We start from the raw sequence: 14976 nt of genomic DNA on the forward strand, positions 1-14976 counted from the left end.
GCGCGCCACGCCCGGCTTCGGCCACTCAGGCCAGGCGCAGATCCATCTGGATGGTGGTGCCGTGCACGCCGGTGTGGATGCGCACCAGGTCGGTGAGATGGTTCACCAAAAGCAGTCCGCGGCCGCCGAATTGGAACGGTTGCGGGGGCAGCCGGCCCGCGAGGGGATCGGTGATGTGGCCGGCGTCGCGGACCTGCGCGCGCAGTTGCCTGCCCTCGATCCAGAGCGCCAGCGTTCCGCTGCCGCCGCCGTGCACCACCGAGTTGGTGATGGTCTCCGCGATGACCAGTTCCAGGTCGATGACGCGGTCATCGAGCATGCCCGCGTGCGCGGCGAATTCGCCGGCCCGGTGCCTGGCCTCGGTGAGTGAGCCGGCATCGAAGGCGATCACCTGCGCGATCGCCGGCGGCGGCGCGAGCGGCTTGTTGTACGAGGCGACGATGCGATCGGGATCGTATGCGCCGCTTGCCCGTTCGCCGCTGCTGTCGATCAGTGTCGGGTGGGTCGCGTGCGCGTCGACCAGCACGGTCGGATCGAGGCGTTCGGTGTCGTACGGGCACAGGATGGTGACCTCGCGACCGGTGAACGCGGCATTGATCAGCGCCTCGTGCTGCACACACGCCGGATACTCCGTCGCGGAACGCCCGGCCCAGATCGGCTCGCCGATGATCCGCACCCGGCCGGTCGGGTAGCTGTCGGCGAAGGCGCGCAGCACACCCGGAATGATGCGGCCGGGATTGCGGCCCTCGACGGTCATGTCCATCAGCCGGACCGCGTCGGCATCGGAGCCGAGTTCGTCGCGAATCAGTTCCAGGTTCGGTCCGGGAACCGAGACCGCGACCGGTTCGTCGTTGGCCAAGCCTTTGCGGATGAACCCGACAGTGCCCGCCAGGTACTCCTCGGTGTTGCTGTAGAACAGCGCCGGGTGCACGAAGGGATCGGCGGGGGGTGGTCCGGCGGTGGTGACGGTCATGCGCGGTCTACCTCGATTGTCGGGAGCGCCGGCCAGAACAGCTCCAGGATGCGGACCAGCGCCACGGGCGGGTTGTGCAGCACGACCCTGCGTCCCTTCGCCGCCTGATTCGTGGCTTCCACCAGTATCAGGGTGCCGTGCGTGTCGATGAATGTGAGCTCGGACAACTCCAAATGGACGTCCGGAGCCGCGGGCAGTTCGGCGAGTGCGGTTTCCCAGTCGTCATGCGTGGCGAGGTCGACCTGACCCACGCAGCGTAGCCCCGGCGGTCTACTGGTCGAAAACGTATGCAGCCTGGTCGAATCCGGCGCTATGGCGGGAACCCGATCGGCGGGTCTCGCTGGCTCGGCCTGCACCCTCGCACCACCCCTTCTGCCATCCGCGGCAGGGAAATTACCTCTCGAACATACGCCCTCACCGTGGCGCATCGATCGAGCGGCTACCCGAGTGTCCGCAAACTGTCCAGATAGCCGTCCGCGCTGCCGCTCAGATAGAGCGCCAGGCCCGGGCCGACGCGGCCGATGTCCATCAGTTCCAGGCGGACGCCGTCGGAGGTCTGGTGGTAGTTGATGGCCGCGCCGGCGTTGTTGTCGTGCGAAGCGATCAGCTGGGGGATGCCGTCGGCGGTCAGTCGTCGCGACTCCGCGGTCACGTCGTCGGACCAGACGCCCAGGTGGTGCAGCCCGGTCTCGGCCCAGATGGTGCCGGGCACCTGCTCGAGCAGTTCCAGGTAGGGCGGCCCCTGCTTCGAGTAGGACATCCACGGCGTGACATTGACCGTCTTGCCGTCGGCGAACACGTCGCTGTTGTTCCTGATCGGGGCGTGCCAGTCCAGGCCGATCTTGCCCAGCTCGGCCATGGCCTGTTCGAGGTCCGCCACGACGATTCCGAGGTGATAAGCGGGCTGCATGATGGGCATGTGCGGTCCTTTCGGTACCCCCGCACCCACCGTACAATAAGAACGATCGGTCGTAAAGATATGTATCAGGACTTCGGGAGGATCGACGGATCGGTGCTGTAGGCCCGCAGTCGGCCGAGCATGGCGGCTCGGGCCTGGGCGAACGTGGCGTCGTGGGCGAGGAGCCGGGCGCGGCTGACGGCGGCGTAGCCGAGTGCGTCGAGTTCGAAGGCGAGGACGCCGGGATCGGTGTCCGGGCGCAGCTGGCCGGTGTCGAGTGCGGTGCGAATGATGGAGTGCACGAACGCATCCCACTCGGTGGCCAGCGCGACGAGCCGGTCGTGCACCGCGCCGGGCTGGTCGTCGAACTCGTGCTGGATCGCCACGAAGAAGCAGCCGCCGGGCAGCACCAGATCGGTGTAGAACGCCAGGCGGGATTCGTGCAGCGCCCACAGTTGGGGCACGCCGGCCGGGGCTTTGAGCGCGGGCGCGACGACGCGTTCGGCCCACTGCGCGCGGGCGCGTTCGATGGCCGCCAGTTGCAGTTCTTCCTTGTCGCGCCAGAGTGAGAAGAGGCCGGATTTGCTCACGCCCGCCTCGGCGGCGACCTGACCCATGCTCAGCGCGCCGAGTCCGGCGACGGAGGCCATCGAGACCACCGCGTCGAGCACGGCCGTTCTGGACCGGTCGCCGCGTGCTCGGCGCCCGTCGGCGGGGTGCCTGTTCGTCATGTGGGTCATCCTATCGCAATAAGTCCGACCGATCGGTCGCAATAGCGGACGGGTGCAAAACGGTGTGCTGGCCGCGCGATTCATCGGGAAGGGTACGTCCAATGACGGAGGGTGAAATAGGGGATTCCCCTGAGGCGGAAACGGATTCGTTTCGGATAAGTTCGTCATATCCGGCTTGCCGACTGAAAACTACTGCAAGCCAACGTATTAGACACCCTGTCGCGACCGGAAAAGCTTCCGGCGGGAAGGGTTTTCGCGAATCCGAACGCGGTGTGCGCGTTCCCGGTGAACAAGAGGTCGATGGATGAACAGTGTGCTTTCCGGTGGGCCCGGGCGGGTCGTGCTGCGGACCGTGGTCGCCGCGACGCTGGCGCTGGCTCCGGCCGCGGTCATCATTCCGGCGGCATCCGCCATCCCGTGCCACACGCCGGCTGAAATCGGCTGCACAAACCCGGACGGCACGCTCAATACCGGTCCGCACCATCGCCCCGGCCATGATCGGCCCAGCGATGATCGCTACGGGGCGGACGGCTACGACGTCTTCGGTTACGACCGATTCGGGTACAACCGCTTCGGCTACAACCGGTTCGGCTATGACAAGTCGGGCTACGACCGGGACGGCTACACCGCCGAGGGCTGTGCCCGCAACGGCGCGGACCGTCCCGACGCCGACCACGCCCGCTGCGACTGGCGGCGCTCGCGCCCGTCCACCGGCAGCGGTTCCTGACGGTTTGGGGGACCGGTCTCCGGCCGCGGGTCGGCGACTAGTCGCGAGCGGCTACCGCACGGGCGGCCGCGGCGTCGAGGCGACGCAGGATCGCGTCGGGGACGAATCGCTCGGCCGTGCCGAGCAGTCCCTCGATGTCCATGAACCGGGCGGCCAGGCGCGCGCCGGCCGGTGAAACCCGGCCCGCCGTACAGGCGACCCGTGCCTCGAACGGGGTCGGCGCGATCGCGGGATTGCGTCCGGCGATGCGAACGATATTGCGCGCCACCGTCTCCGGGCTGCGCGCGACCAGACCGGCGGCGAGCACCGAGATGTTGCGGCCCCGAATGCCCTGCTCTTCGTCGAGGCCGACGATCTGCGCGTTCGGATAGAACCCGGTGTTGATGAACGCGGGCAGCACCGCTGTGACGCCGATACCGGTGCCGGCGAACTCCAGGCGCAGGCATTCGGTGAGCATCTGCGCGGCCGCCTTGCTCGTGCAGTACGCGGTGCTGAGCGGGATCGGCAGCACCGCCGCCGGTGAGGTCACGTTCAGGATCCGCCCGCCGTGGCCCGCGTCGAGCATCTGCCGCCCGAACAGCCGGCTGCCGTGCACCACGCCCCAGAAGTTCACGCCCATGATCCGGTCCCAGTCCGCGACGCTGTGTCCGAGGAACGGTCCGGCCGTGGTGTAGCCGGCATTGTTGACCAGCACAGACGGGTCGCCGTGCGCCGCGTGCACCTCGGCGGCGAAGGCGGTCATGGCCGAATCGTCTGAGACGTCGACCGCGTAGGGATAGGCGTGCCCGCCGATCGCCTCCGCCGTGGCCTGGGCGGTGTCTTTGTTGACATCGCTGACGACCACTCGCGCACCGGCTTTCGCGAATCCGATGGCGGTCTCCCGGCCGATTCCACTGCCCGCGCCGGTCACGATCACCAGTTTGTCGTTGAACTTGGTCATCTCTTACCTCAGTTCCGCTGAGCACTCCTTCGTGCTACTGTCCCAGACAACCTACACTGTGTTACACAGTGTAGACAACGGCAATGCCGCCGGGAAGAAGGAGACGCACATGCCGACCACGCCACGGACACTGGCCCGGCCCCCTGCTTCGACTGTGACGATCGAGCTGCCGCGCCGCGCGAGCCTCGCGCTGCGTATCGCGCACCCCCTGTCCTACGCGACCCTGCGGATGGGGATGAACGCCATCGTGGCCCTCGCCGGCCGCGGGTTCCCGTTCCGCGACGCGCGCAACTTCCACGTCAGCAACCTGCTCGATCCACTGGCCGCGCCGCTGCTGCCGCAGCGCGGAACACGCACGCGGTCAATGCTTTTCGAGCGTTTCCGGGCAGAGTGGGTGTGGCACCGCGACGCCCCGGACCCGACGCGGGTCAAGGACAGCGCGATCCTCTACTTCCACGGCGGCGGTCTGGTGGCGTGCGGCCTCAACTCGCATCGCCGCCTGGTCGCGCGGATCGGCCGGGCCAGCGGCATGCCGGTCTTCAACGTCGACTACCGGCAGCTGCCGAAGGCGCGTCTGGCCGACACCATCGAGGACTGCGTCGAATCCTACAAATGGCTGCTCGCACAGGGCTTTCCGGCGGATCGCATCATCTTCGCGGGCGATTCGGCCGGCGGCGGCCTGACCTTCGGGCTGGCCCTGGCCGCCCGCGAGCGCGGCCTGCCCATGCCCGCCGCGATCGTGGCGATGGCGCCCTGGGCCGATTACGACTGGACCCGCCGGGCGAATCATCCCAACGACCGGCTCGATCCGATGCTCAGCGCAGCCGCACTTGCCCTCCCGGCTCGGCTCGGCATGCTGGTGGACGGCGTGCTCGACCCGAAGCTCAGCCCGGTCAACCACCATTTCACCGGCCTCCCACCGGTATTGATCCAGGTCGGCTCCACCGAGGTGCTGCTACCGGATGCCGAGGCGCTCGCCCAACGCTGCGCCGACGCCGGCGTGCCCTGCACGATGCAGATCTGGGACAAGGGAATTCACGTCTTCCAGGCCGCGGCCGACCTGCTGCCGGACGCCAGGCAGGCGATCGGCGAGATCGGCGCGTTCAACCAGCGAACCATCAACGGTGCGGTGCATCGGGTTCCGGCCCGCCGCCGGTTCGCCCGCCGCACCCGCGCCGCCTGACCCTTCCGTCGAATCGAGGACGAACATGAAACCCTTCCATCCCGGCATCGCGGTGGTCACCGGCGCGGGCAGCGGCATCGGTCGCGGCACTGCCAAAGCGCTCGCGGCGGTCGGCGCGGAAGTCATTGTCGCCGATATCAATCTCGATACCGCGCAGGACGCGGTCGAGGAGATCCGGCGGCTGGGTGGTCTGGCCGCGGCGTATCGACTCGACGTCGCCGATACCGCCGCGCTGGCGGAATTCGGCAAGCAGGTCCGCCGCGATTACGGCGTGCCCGATGTGGTGGTGAACAACGCGGGCATCCTGGTCGGCGGGCCGTTCCTCGATGTCCCGCCGGCCGACCTGCGCCGCATCATCGACATCAACCTGATGGCAATGATCCACGGCTGCCGCATCTTCGGCGCGCAGATGGTCGAACGCGGCCGCGGCGGACACCTGGTCAACGTCGCGTCCATGGCGGCCTTCGCCGCCGCCCCGTACACCGCGCCCTACAGCATCAGCAAGTACGCGGTGAAGCACTTCAGCGAATGCCTGCGCGCCGAGCTGGCGACGCACCGGATCGGGGTCACCGCGGTCTGTCCCGGTCTGATCGCCACCAATCTCTCGGCCACCGCGCGCATGTCGGCGGTGCTGGACGAGCAGCAATCCTCGACCACGCGCAAGACGATGCTCAAAGGCCAAGCGCTGCTGGGGATGCACCCGGACAAGGCGGGCCGCATCATCGTGCGGGCCATCCGCCGCAATGTCGCGGTCGAGCCCATTCGACTCGAAGCCCGGATCTCCTATCCACTCGCCCGCTGGTTCCCCGGCCCGGTGCGCGCGGTGATGACCGCGGTGGCCAAGCCCGACATCCACACCGCCATCGGCGAATACGGATTTCTCGAGCGCGTCGATCGCCTCGCCGATCGGGTGCCGTTCCGCACCGGCAAGGGCGTCGACAACCCGGAGACCCGGATCGAGGCCGAGCGATGAACCTCGAGCCAGGGGTCGCCGTCGTGACCGGCGCGGGCAGCGGTATCGGTCGCGGGACAGCCAAAGCGCTTGCGGCACAGGGCGCGACCGTCATTGTCGCCGATATCGATCGCGCGGGCGCCGACGAGACCGTGTCCATCATCGAGGCGGCCGGTGGGAAGGCCTTCGCGCACCGGCTGGATGTGGCCGACACCGCGGCGATGACAGCGTTCGCCGAGCAGATCCGCACCGAGCACGGCGTCCCGGACGTGGTGGTGAACAACGCGGGCATCCTCGTCGGCGGCCCATTCCTGGACATCCCCCTCGACGATCTGCACCGCATCATCGACATCAACCTGATGGCAATGATCCACGGCTGCCACATCTTCGGCGCGCAGATGGTCGAACGCGGCCGCGGGGGACACCTGGTCAACGTCGCGTCCATGGGCGCCTTCGCACCGTATCGGCTCGGCACCCCGTACTGCGTCTCCAAATACGCCGTCAAGCACTTCAGCGACTGCCTCCGTGCCGAATTCGCGCAGCACCGGATCGGCGTCACCGCGGTCTGTCCGGGCCTGATCGCCACCCACCTCGCCGACACCGCATCGATGGCCACGCTGACCGACGGCGAGGTCGACACCACCAAGGAGGTCGTCGCCCGGGCCATGGCCCTGATCGCCATGGATCCCGACAAGGCCGGCCGCCACATCACCACCGCCATCCGAAAGAACCAGGCGATCAAGCCCATTCGGCTCGAGGCCTGGCTGTCCTACTACCTGTCCCGCCTGTCGCCGACCGCCCACCGCGCGGTGATGCGGGTGGCGACCGGACCCGAACTCGAACGCGTCGGCCGCAGACTCCTCGCGTCCGTACCCGCCCAGCTACGAGAAAGACAACGACCGTGAACTTTTCGACTCCGCTGCCGGACGAGGTCAGCACCCCCGATCATCAGGTCGCCGTCATCGGCGCCGGGCCGGGCGGGCTCGCGGCCGGCGTGAAACTGAAGCAGGCCGGCGTCCGCGACTTCGTCCTCATCGAGCGGGCCGACGAGGTCGGCGGCAGCTGGCAGGAGAACACCTATCCCGGTCTGGGCGTGGACATTCCGGCCATCGCCTACCAGTACTCGTTCGCCCGCAACGCCGACTGGAGCCGGGTGTTTCCCTACGGTGCGGAGGTGAAGCGGTACCACATGGACGTGGCCCGCAAGTTCGGCCTCTACCCGCATCTGCGGTTCAACACGAATGTGCTCCGCGAAGAATGGGACGACACCAACGACTACTGGAAGCTGCACACCGCCGACGGCACGATCATCACCGCGCGGTTCCTGATCAGCGCGGTCGGTGCTTTCGTCCGGCCCAAGGAGGATCCGGGCATCGCGGGCTGGAAGTCGTTCAAGGGCAAGATCCAGCGCCCGTCCAACTGGGATCACGACTACGACCACACCGGCAAGAAGGTCGGCATCATCGGCACGGGCGCCAGTGCGGTGCAGATCATTCCGTCGATCGCGCCCGAGGTCGCCGAACTCGGTGTCTTCCAGCGCACGCCGGTGTGGTCGCTGCCCAAGCCCGACTTCGCCATGCCGCCGACGGGCAAGCGCATTCTGGGCGTGCCCGGATTGCAGGCGGTCGTGCACGGCGGCGTTCTGGTGGTCGCCGACCTGGTGCTGCGCGCCGCCGTCGCGGCACCGATGCGGGTGGTGCGCCCGACCGTGACCGCCTTCGACCGGTGGACCATCGCCGCCTACCGCCGCTACCTGAACCGGATCATCGACGACCCGGCCACCCAGGAGCAGCTCGCGCCGAACTTCGGTGTCGTCGCCAAGCGCCCGACCATGTCCAACGGCTACCTCAAGGCGTTCAACCGCGACAACGTCACCCTGACCACCGAACCGATCGAGAAGATCACCGCGCGCGGCATCAAGACCCGCGACGGCGTCGAGCACAAGTTCGACATGATAGTGCTCGCAACGGGTTACGAGGTGTTCTCCGACCCGGAGACCTACCGGCCGGGAACCATCTTGGGGCGCAACGGATTCGACCTCGGCAAGTTCTACACCGAGAACGGCATGCAGGCCTATCAGAGCGTTTCGGTGCCGGGCCTGCCGAACCGGTGGACCCTGGTCGGGCCGTACTCGTGGACCGGCAGCGGCTGGCACGCCTTCGTCGAGATGACCGCCGACCACGCGGTGCGGGCGATCAAGGAGGGCCTGCGCCGCAACGCGGTCGTCGTGGAGGTGCGCCAGGACGCGCACGACGCCTATCACGCGCGGACCCTCCAGCGAGCCGCGGCGGTGCGGTTCTACTTCAACGAGCTCAACGCGCACGTACCGACCTACTACCGGAACTCCCAGGGCGACAGCACCTATCTGCGTCCGTCCGGCTTCTTCGAGGCCAGGCGCGGCAACCGCAAGTTCCCGCTCGACGACTACCGCTACGAGAAGCAGCAGGTATCCGCCGACCGTGAACTCGTATCGGGAGCATGAGCGATCCCACGATGACCACGACGCGGCCGGCCGGCGGTGCGACACCGCCCGCAGGCCCGTCCGTCGATGCCCAGGTGGCGCAGCCAAGACCGGATGCCTGGAAGAATCCCGGCGTGGCCACACCAACGGTCGTCGACGACATCACCGAGCAGCTCGCCTATCGCATCGCGGCAGGCAGCTACCAGCCCGGTGAGCTGCTGCCGTCGGTGCGCCAGGTGGCCGCGGAGTTCGGCGTCAGCACGCCGACCGCCAACAGCGCCCTCGGCCGGCTCGCCGCGCTCGGTTTCGTCGAGGCGCGTCGCGGCCTCGGCTATCTGGTGCGCGACATCCAGCTCTACGGCGGCATCGACACCTGGCGTTTCATGTTCCGCTTCGCCCATCGGGTGCCGGACCGGGCCGCCAAGATCTTCGCCGACATCATCGACGTGGACCACATGCTGGTCATGCAGGCCCTGCACGCGATAGCCGCCGAACCCCGCCGCTACGACATGTCGCGCGCCGTGCACGCCCTCGGCCGGTTCGAACTGCTGGTCGGTGACGAGAAGTCCGAGCTGGCCGACATCATGGCCGCCGAACTGCACATGCTGCGCTGCGTCTTCGCCGCGCTGGGCAAGCCGGGTTACCTGAGCCTGTTCAACACCGTCGGCGAGATGCTGATTTCCATTCCCGAAGCGGGCCAAGCCTTTTACGATCCGGTGGAACCTGCCGGTCACGTCGTGCTCTGCCGTCAACTCCTGGAACTATGGGAGTCGAAAACCGAGATCGAACTCCCCGAATCCGACATGATCGAGATCCTGATCCGCGAATACCACGATCAAGTCGTGCAGACGTTCAGCGAGCTCATCGGCGCGAAGCCCGCCGACCCGGGGGCGCCGGACGAGCGCTGACCGCCTGCACCAGACAGAGAGGCTCCGCGATGAAGTCCGACAAGTCCTGGTGGCGTGATCGCGGATCGCGGGTCGGGGTGCTGGTCGTCGCGGTGGCCGCGGCGTTCACCGCGGTGACGGCGTGCAGCGACGACAGCGGGACGCCGTCGAACGATCCGGTGGTGGTGCGGACGCAGTCGGGACCGGTGCGCGGGAAATTGGCGGGGAATGCGCGCTCGTTCTCCGGGATTCCGTACGCGGCCGCGCCGACGGGGGAGTTGCGGTGGAAACCGCCCGTGGCGCCGGCCCTCTGGTCGCAGGAACGGGATGCGACCAAGCCGGGGGACAAGTGCTTGCAGTCCGGGGCTCCCGGCGGGCTGGCCGGTAGCGAGGACTGCCTGTTCCTGAATGTGTGGACGCCGAAGAGCACCGCACCGCAGCGGCGACCGGTGATGGTGTGGATTCACGGCGGCGCGTTCGCCGCGGGTACCGGGAACGAGTACAACCCAGCGCAGCTGGTGCGGGCCGGCGACATGCTGGTGGTGACGATCAACTATCGGCTGGGCGCGCTGGGCTTTCTCGGACATCCGGCGGTCGCGCACGACGACGGGCAGGTCGGCAACTTCGGGCTGATGGATCAGCAGGCGGCGCTGCGCTGGGTGCACGACAACATCGCCGCGTTCGGCGGCGATCCGGCCAAGGTGACCATTGCCGGTGAGTCGGCGGGCGCGATGTCGGTGTGCGATCACCTGGTGTCGCCCGGGTCGGAACGGCTGTTCCAGGGCGCGATTCTGGAGAGTGGGCCGTGCGGATTGCAGGTCGATCGGCAGACCGCGGTCGCGCGGAGCGAGGAGTACGCGGCGGCACTGGGCTGCCCGGGCACCGATGCCGGTGTCGCGCGGTGCCTGCGCGCGTTGCCCGCCGAGAAGCTGACCGAGAAGATGTTGCAGTACACCGGTGGGGCCGGCGTCGGCCTGCCCGGACCGATCTTCGGACAACCCTTGCTGCCGGAGGATCCGATCGCGGCCTTCCGCGGCGGCAGAGCCGCGAAGGTGCCGGTGCTGATCGGCGCGAATCACGACGAGTTCACCAATTTCGTGGTCATGCAGCCGATTACCGCCGAGCAATACCCCGAGCAGTTGAAGATGTTCGGCCCGCACGCCGACGCCGTGGCCGCGCAGTACCCGCTGGCCGCCTACCCGCAACCCTCGCTGGCCTGGGCCGCGGTGATGACCGACCACATCTTCGTCTGCCCGACCGCCGACATGGCGAAATCGCTGGTCCGCACCGCCCCGGTCTACTCCTACGAATTCGCCGACGCGAACGCCGCGCCGCTGCCCATCCTCGGCCTGCCGAATCCGCCCCCGTTCCCGCTCGGCGCGGCCCATGCCTTCGAACTGCCCTATCTGTTCGATCTCGACCAGATCCCGGCGCCCGCGACTCCCGCGCAAAAAGACCTGTCCGACAAGATGATCCGCTACTGGGCCGCCTTCGTCCGCACCGGCGACCCCAACTCCCGCGGCCTGCCCGACTGGCCTCGCCACACCGGCGATCAGGCGCTGGTCCTCGAACCGGAGAAGAGCACCACCACCGACCTCGCCCGAACCCACCACTGCGACCTCTGGTCCGGCATCCCCACCCCGTGACTCAGGGGAGCGGGATGGTGGTGGTGCAGGCGGTGTCGCGCAGCAGTTTCGGCGCGGTGTCCACCGGAATGTCGTACCAGAGATCCATTTCCACCCGGTTCCCCGCGCCGATGTTGAGCTCGTTGGGCTGGCGCTTGATCTCCATCGCGTCGACGCTGGTCTGATGCGGGCGATCGGCGGCGTCGTCGAGCTGGTAGTCGGTGGGGCGGGTGGTGTGGAACGTGTTGTCGGTGTTGGTGATTGCCACTCGGATGCGGATGTACTGGCCCTTGGGCAACCACTCGGCGTGCGTGCCGAAGATGTAGCCGATGCCGGGTTCGACATTCAGCGGTGTGATCGTCAGCTTGGTGCAGTCCAGCGGCGTGCGGAGGTAGGCGGCGGTGGTCGTCGGGGACGGCGGCGGTGGGGCCGCGGCCGGTTCGGCGCCGCATGCGGCAAGGGATAACAGCAAGAGCGGGAGTAGCCGGCGCACCGATTCAGCGTAGAGCGAGCGGCGTCACGGCGCGGCCAGATAGCGCTCACCGAAAGTGGTTGCTATCCGGACGGTTTGGTCGACGATCTCCTGGCCGTCGCAATCGATGGCGCCCGTTTGCCACGCGCTGATCAGTTCGACGAAGCCGCCGACACCGACGATGGCATCCATGCGGAGCCCGACTTGATCGGCATCGGGCCGCAGAAACGGTTGCGCCGCAGCGATAACCAGCCCCGCGGTCAGTTGCAGGGCCGAGCTGCGGCACTGCTCGAGCGCGGTGCTGCCGCCGTGGTGCATGAGCAGGATGCGCGCGTATTCGGGGTCTTCGGTCATGCGCGTGACCACCACCTCGGCGGCGATGCGCGCGATCTCCTGCGGTGTGCGGTCGATGTTCTCGGCGAAGGCGACGGTGAGCCGGGACAGCATGTCGTCGCGCACGTTCTCCCAGGCGGCGACCAGCAGCCCGTCGCGGTCGGTGAACTCCTCGTAGAAGTAGCGGTCGTTGAGCGCGGCGCCGGCGCAGACGGCCCGCATCGTCACCCCGGTCCAGCCCTGCTCGCGCCAGAGGGCGATGGCCGCGCCGACCATGCGCTCGCGCCGTTCGGCGCGGCGTTGCTCGGCGGTGCGCCCGCCCCAGGTTCCTGCTCGTGCCACGTTTCCATATTGACAACCGCGGCGGCCGACCACAAACTGGTGGCACGCGCGGACAGTGGTGTCATGCGACACCAAAGTGGGGTGGAGCCTCGGTTCGCTCGTCGTCTGCTTCGAACAGGAGACTCGATGGCTACCACCACGTACGACCCCGAATCCGCGCGCACCGATCCGCGGCCGAAACCTTCCGGGCACACCAGCACGCTGGTCGCCACCATCGAAGCGCTGACCATCGGCCTGGACTACGAAGGTGGGATGATCGGCCGGACGAAGGGGCACGACATCCTTCGATTCCGCGCCGGGACAAGGCGTTTCGTCGCGTTCACCAATCCCGACTACGTGGATCACGTGCTGCACGCCGGTCGGCTGAAGTACCACAAGTCGTTCGAATACGAGCTGCTGCGCGCGCTGCTCGGGGTCAGCCTGTTCACCGACGAGGACGAATCCTGGCAGCGCCATCGCACGATGCTCACCCCGATGTTCGCCAAGCGGCATCTGCACGGGCTGATCGATCTGATGATCGAGCCGATCGAGGCCACGGTCGCCGGAATCGACGCGCAATCCGGGCGGGTCGAGGTCGACATGGTCGGCGAGATGGTCGAGCTGACGCTCAACGTCGTCGGCAACGCCCTGTTCGGGCAGCAGTTCGGGCGCATCGCGGTGGGCATGTCGCACCTGGTCACCGACGGCCTGCGCTTCGCCGAGCGGCTGGAAAGGGTGTTCATCGTGGCCGCGCCGCCGAAGCGGGTCTGGCGAGCCGTCGCCGCGGTGGCGCTGACGCCGATTCCGTTGCCGCCGCCGTTCCGGCGGATCCAGCGGGTCGCGCAGATCCTCGACAAGGAGGTCTGGGATGTGGTCAACGAGCGCCGGGCGCATCCGACGGACAGCCCGGATCTGCTCAACCACCTGCTGAACGCCTCCGACGACGAGGGTGGCCTGCCGGTGCGGCGGGTCCGCAACGAGGCCCTCACCTTCATGCTCGCCGGACACGAGACCACGGCGAACGCGCTGTCGTGGATGTGGTACCTGCTCGCGTTGAACCCCGACGCCAGAACGCGTTTGCTCGCCGAAGTCGACACCGTGCTCGAGGGCAGGCGACCGACGGCGGCAGACCTGCCCCGATTGCCCTGGACCGCAGCGTGTTTCCAGGAGGCGATGCGCTATTTCTCACCGGCGTGGGCGATTCCGCGGGTGGCGATCGAGGACGACGTGATCGACGGCCATCACATTCGCAAGGGCACCACCATCGTCATTCCGACCCACCACATCCACCACGACGCGCGCTGGTGGCCCAACCCGGAGGAATTCGATCCCGCGCGTTTCCTGCCCGGTGCCGGCCGGGATCGCGCGCGCTCGGCGTATCTGCCGTTCGGCGGCGGTAAGCGGATCTGCATCGGCTCGAGTTTTGCGGTGATGGAGTCGGTGCTGATCACGGCGATCATGAGTCAGAAGTTCGTGTTCGATCTGGTGCCCGGGCATCCCGTCGCGCCGGAGGCGACGCTGACACTGCGGCCACGCGACGGACTGCGAATGATCGCCAGACGCAGGGAGATACCGCCGGTTACCGAACGAACCGCCGAGGCGCGGTCATGACCCGGATCGACCCACGCGGAGCGGTAGTCGTGATCACCGGCGCGGGCCGGGGGATCGGTGCGGCGACCGCACTGCGATACGCCTCCCTTGGTGCGAGCGTCGTCGCTGTCGACATCGACGAGTCCGCCGCGAAGGACACCGCAACCGCCTGTCGCGGCTCGGCCTATCGCTGTGACGTGGCCGATCCCGCCGCGGTCGCCGAACTCGCCGACCAGATCGGCCCAGTGGACATCCTGGTCAACAATGCCGGAGTCGGCGTGGGTGGCCCGTTCCTGGAGACCACCCTGGACGACTGGGCCTGGCTGCGCTCGATCAACCTCGACGGCGTCGTCAACTGCTGTCATCGCTTCGGCGCGGGCATGGTGGCCCGCCGGCGCGGTCACGTGGTCAATATCGCCTCCGGCGCAGGCTATCTGCCGAACCGGCGGATGGCGACGTACTGCGCCTCCAAGTCGGCGGTGATCATGTTGTCGCGGTGCCTGCGCGCCGATTGGGCGGCGCACCGGGTCGGCGTGAGCGTGATCTGCCCCGGCGTGATCAACACCGGTATCCACACCCGAAGTCGATTGCGCGGCAGCGCGATTGCCGAACAGGACCGGATCGCCAAGGCCTTCGGCTACAGCCACGATCCCGACGTCGTCGCGAAGTCGGTAGTCGCCGCCGTCGCGCACAATCGCGGACTGGTCTCCTCAGGTTTCGAGGTGCGCCTCGCCTACCAGATGATGCGAGCGCTACCCGGTCCGGTGGTGGATCTGGTCGCGCGCGTCTGAGCCCGCATTCGGCGATTCGGCCCACGAAACGCGTGTAGGTAGATACCGTAGACCTACACTGTTGACACAACGCTCGGGACGGCGTGTACTCG

General features: G+C 67.9%; 16 protein-coding genes. 9 read left to right on the plus strand and 7 right to left on the minus strand.

Translation table 11 applies throughout. The annotated features are described in order from the left end of the window. Window positions 1-25: 25 nt before the first annotated feature. The 4 genes from AB0M22_RS17180 to AB0M22_RS17195 all read right to left on the minus strand — a co-directional run bounded on the left by AB0M22_RS17180 (window position 26) and on the right by AB0M22_RS17195 (window position 2602). Complete coding sequence (locus tag AB0M22_RS17180; RefSeq protein ID WP_364727175.1) at window positions 26-973, minus strand: sensor histidine kinase; 948 nt, start codon at window positions 971-973, stop codon at window positions 26-28. Next, entirely contained in the window at window positions 970-1224 is a 255-nt protein-coding gene (locus AB0M22_RS17185) for an STAS domain-containing protein (protein ID WP_364727178.1), read from the minus strand. The genes AB0M22_RS17180 and AB0M22_RS17185 overlap by 4 nt, the downstream gene beginning before the upstream one ends. A 188-nt stretch (window positions 1225-1412) precedes the next feature. Continuing rightward, window positions 1413-1892 (minus strand): VOC family protein, encoded by a 480-nt coding sequence (locus tag AB0M22_RS17190; protein WP_364727180.1) that lies wholly within the window; start codon window positions 1890-1892, stop codon window positions 1413-1415. 65 nt (window positions 1893-1957) lie between these two features. Then, window positions 1958-2602 carry a TetR/AcrR family transcriptional regulator gene (locus tag AB0M22_RS17195; RefSeq protein ID WP_364727183.1) on the minus strand — a complete coding sequence of 215 codons (645 nt, stop codon included), beginning with the start codon at window positions 2600-2602 and terminating at the stop codon, window positions 1958-1960. A 304-nt stretch (window positions 2603-2906) separates the two neighbouring features. On the opposite strand from AB0M22_RS17195, the gene AB0M22_RS17200 reads away from it, so the two are divergent. Beyond that, window positions 2907-3329, plus strand: coding sequence for a hypothetical protein (locus AB0M22_RS17200; protein ID WP_364727186.1), 423 nt, complete (start codon window positions 2907-2909; stop codon window positions 3327-3329). A 37-nt stretch (window positions 3330-3366) separates the two neighbouring features. Here AB0M22_RS17200 and AB0M22_RS17205 read toward each other — a convergent pair whose 3' ends face one another. Then, window positions 3367-4269: an SDR family NAD(P)-dependent oxidoreductase gene (locus tag AB0M22_RS17205; protein ID WP_364727189.1), complete on the minus strand. Its 903-nt coding sequence runs from the start codon at window positions 4267-4269 to the stop codon at window positions 3367-3369. Between the two features lie 109 nt (window positions 4270-4378). On the opposite strand from AB0M22_RS17205, the gene AB0M22_RS17210 reads away from it, so the two are divergent. The 6 genes from AB0M22_RS17210 to AB0M22_RS17235 are packed head-to-tail and all read left to right on the plus strand — an operon-like array spanning window position 4379 to window position 11398. Continuing rightward, on the plus strand, window positions 4379-5452 hold the full coding sequence (locus AB0M22_RS17210; RefSeq protein WP_364727192.1) for an alpha/beta hydrolase: 1074 nt from the start codon (window positions 4379-4381) through the stop codon (window positions 5450-5452). A 25-nt stretch (window positions 5453-5477) separates the two neighbouring features. Beyond that, the gene (locus AB0M22_RS17215) at window positions 5478-6425 is read left to right on the plus strand and encodes an SDR family NAD(P)-dependent oxidoreductase (RefSeq protein WP_364727195.1); all 948 of its coding nucleotides are present in this window, start codon (window positions 5478-5480) and stop codon (window positions 6423-6425) included. Continuing rightward, window positions 6422-7309 carry an SDR family NAD(P)-dependent oxidoreductase gene (locus tag AB0M22_RS17220; RefSeq protein WP_364727198.1) on the plus strand — a complete coding sequence of 296 codons (888 nt, stop codon included), beginning with the start codon at window positions 6422-6424 and terminating at the stop codon, window positions 7307-7309. Before AB0M22_RS17215 ends, AB0M22_RS17220 begins: the two co-directional genes overlap by 4 nt. Continuing rightward, complete coding sequence (locus AB0M22_RS17225; protein ID WP_364727201.1) at window positions 7306-8886, plus strand: NAD(P)/FAD-dependent oxidoreductase; 1581 nt, start codon at window positions 7306-7308, stop codon at window positions 8884-8886. The genes AB0M22_RS17220 and AB0M22_RS17225 overlap by 4 nt, the downstream gene beginning before the upstream one ends. Then, on the plus strand, window positions 8883-9773 hold the full coding sequence (locus AB0M22_RS17230; RefSeq protein ID WP_364727203.1) for a GntR family transcriptional regulator: 891 nt from the start codon (window positions 8883-8885) through the stop codon (window positions 9771-9773). Before AB0M22_RS17225 ends, AB0M22_RS17230 begins: the two co-directional genes overlap by 4 nt. A 29-nt stretch (window positions 9774-9802) precedes the next feature. Next, window positions 9803-11398 carry a carboxylesterase/lipase family protein gene (locus AB0M22_RS17235; RefSeq protein WP_364727206.1) on the plus strand — a complete coding sequence of 532 codons (1596 nt, stop codon included), beginning with the start codon at window positions 9803-9805 and terminating at the stop codon, window positions 11396-11398. 1 nt (window position 11399) lies between these two features. Here AB0M22_RS17235 and AB0M22_RS17240 read toward each other — a convergent pair whose 3' ends face one another. Continuing rightward, on the minus strand, window positions 11400-11870 hold the full coding sequence (locus AB0M22_RS17240) for a hypothetical protein (RefSeq protein ID WP_364727209.1): 471 nt from the start codon (window positions 11868-11870) through the stop codon (window positions 11400-11402). Window positions 11871-11894: 24 nt separating this feature from the next. Beyond that, on the minus strand, window positions 11895-12524 hold the full coding sequence (locus AB0M22_RS17245) for a TetR/AcrR family transcriptional regulator (RefSeq protein WP_364727211.1): 630 nt from the start codon (window positions 12522-12524) through the stop codon (window positions 11895-11897). Window positions 12525-12650: 126 nt separating this feature from the next. On the opposite strand from AB0M22_RS17245, the gene AB0M22_RS17250 reads away from it, so the two are divergent. Continuing rightward, on the plus strand, window positions 12651-14114 hold the full coding sequence (locus AB0M22_RS17250; RefSeq protein ID WP_364727213.1) for a cytochrome P450: 1464 nt from the start codon (window positions 12651-12653) through the stop codon (window positions 14112-14114). Continuing rightward, window positions 14111-14884, plus strand: coding sequence for an SDR family NAD(P)-dependent oxidoreductase (locus AB0M22_RS17255; RefSeq protein ID WP_364727216.1), 774 nt, complete (start codon window positions 14111-14113; stop codon window positions 14882-14884). The genes AB0M22_RS17250 and AB0M22_RS17255 overlap by 4 nt, the downstream gene beginning before the upstream one ends. Window positions 14885-14976: the final 92 nt, after the last annotated feature.

The sequence above is a fragment of the Nocardia sp. NPDC051756 genome (genome assembly GCF_040681495.1).
GTDB lineage: Bacteria > Actinomycetota > Actinomycetes > Mycobacteriales > Mycobacteriaceae > Nocardia.

Bases quoted from the DNA above. Each gene is read 5' to 3' on its own strand.
- AB0M22_RS17180 (WP_364727175.1), bottom strand. From the start codon at position 973: ATGACCGTCACCACCGCCGGACCACCCCCCGCCGATCCCTTCGTGCAC.
- AB0M22_RS17190 (WP_364727180.1), bottom strand. From the start codon at position 1,892: ATGCCCATCATGCAGCCCGCTTATCACCTCGGAATCGTCGTGGCGGAC.
- AB0M22_RS17195 (WP_364727183.1), bottom strand. From the start codon at position 2,602: ATGACGAACAGGCACCCCGCCGACGGGCGCCGAGCACGCGGCGACCGG.
- AB0M22_RS17200 (WP_364727186.1), top strand. From the start codon at position 2,907: ATGAACAGTGTGCTTTCCGGTGGGCCCGGGCGGGTCGTGCTGCGGACC.
- AB0M22_RS17205 (WP_364727189.1), bottom strand. From the start codon at position 4,269: ATGACCAAGTTCAACGACAAACTGGTGATCGTGACCGGCGCGGGCAGT.
- AB0M22_RS17210 (WP_364727192.1), top strand. From the start codon at position 4,379: ATGCCGACCACGCCACGGACACTGGCCCGGCCCCCTGCTTCGACTGTG.
- AB0M22_RS17215 (WP_364727195.1), top strand. From the start codon at position 5,478: ATGAAACCCTTCCATCCCGGCATCGCGGTGGTCACCGGCGCGGGCAGC.
- AB0M22_RS17220 (WP_364727198.1), top strand. From the start codon at position 6,422: ATGAACCTCGAGCCAGGGGTCGCCGTCGTGACCGGCGCGGGCAGCGGT.
- AB0M22_RS17230 (WP_364727203.1), top strand. From the start codon at position 8,883: ATGAGCGATCCCACGATGACCACGACGCGGCCGGCCGGCGGTGCGACA.
- AB0M22_RS17235 (WP_364727206.1), top strand. From the start codon at position 9,803: ATGAAGTCCGACAAGTCCTGGTGGCGTGATCGCGGATCGCGGGTCGGG.
- AB0M22_RS17250 (WP_364727213.1), top strand. From the start codon at position 12,651: ATGGCTACCACCACGTACGACCCCGAATCCGCGCGCACCGATCCGCGG.
- AB0M22_RS17255 (WP_364727216.1), top strand. From the start codon at position 14,111: ATGACCCGGATCGACCCACGCGGAGCGGTAGTCGTGATCACCGGCGCG.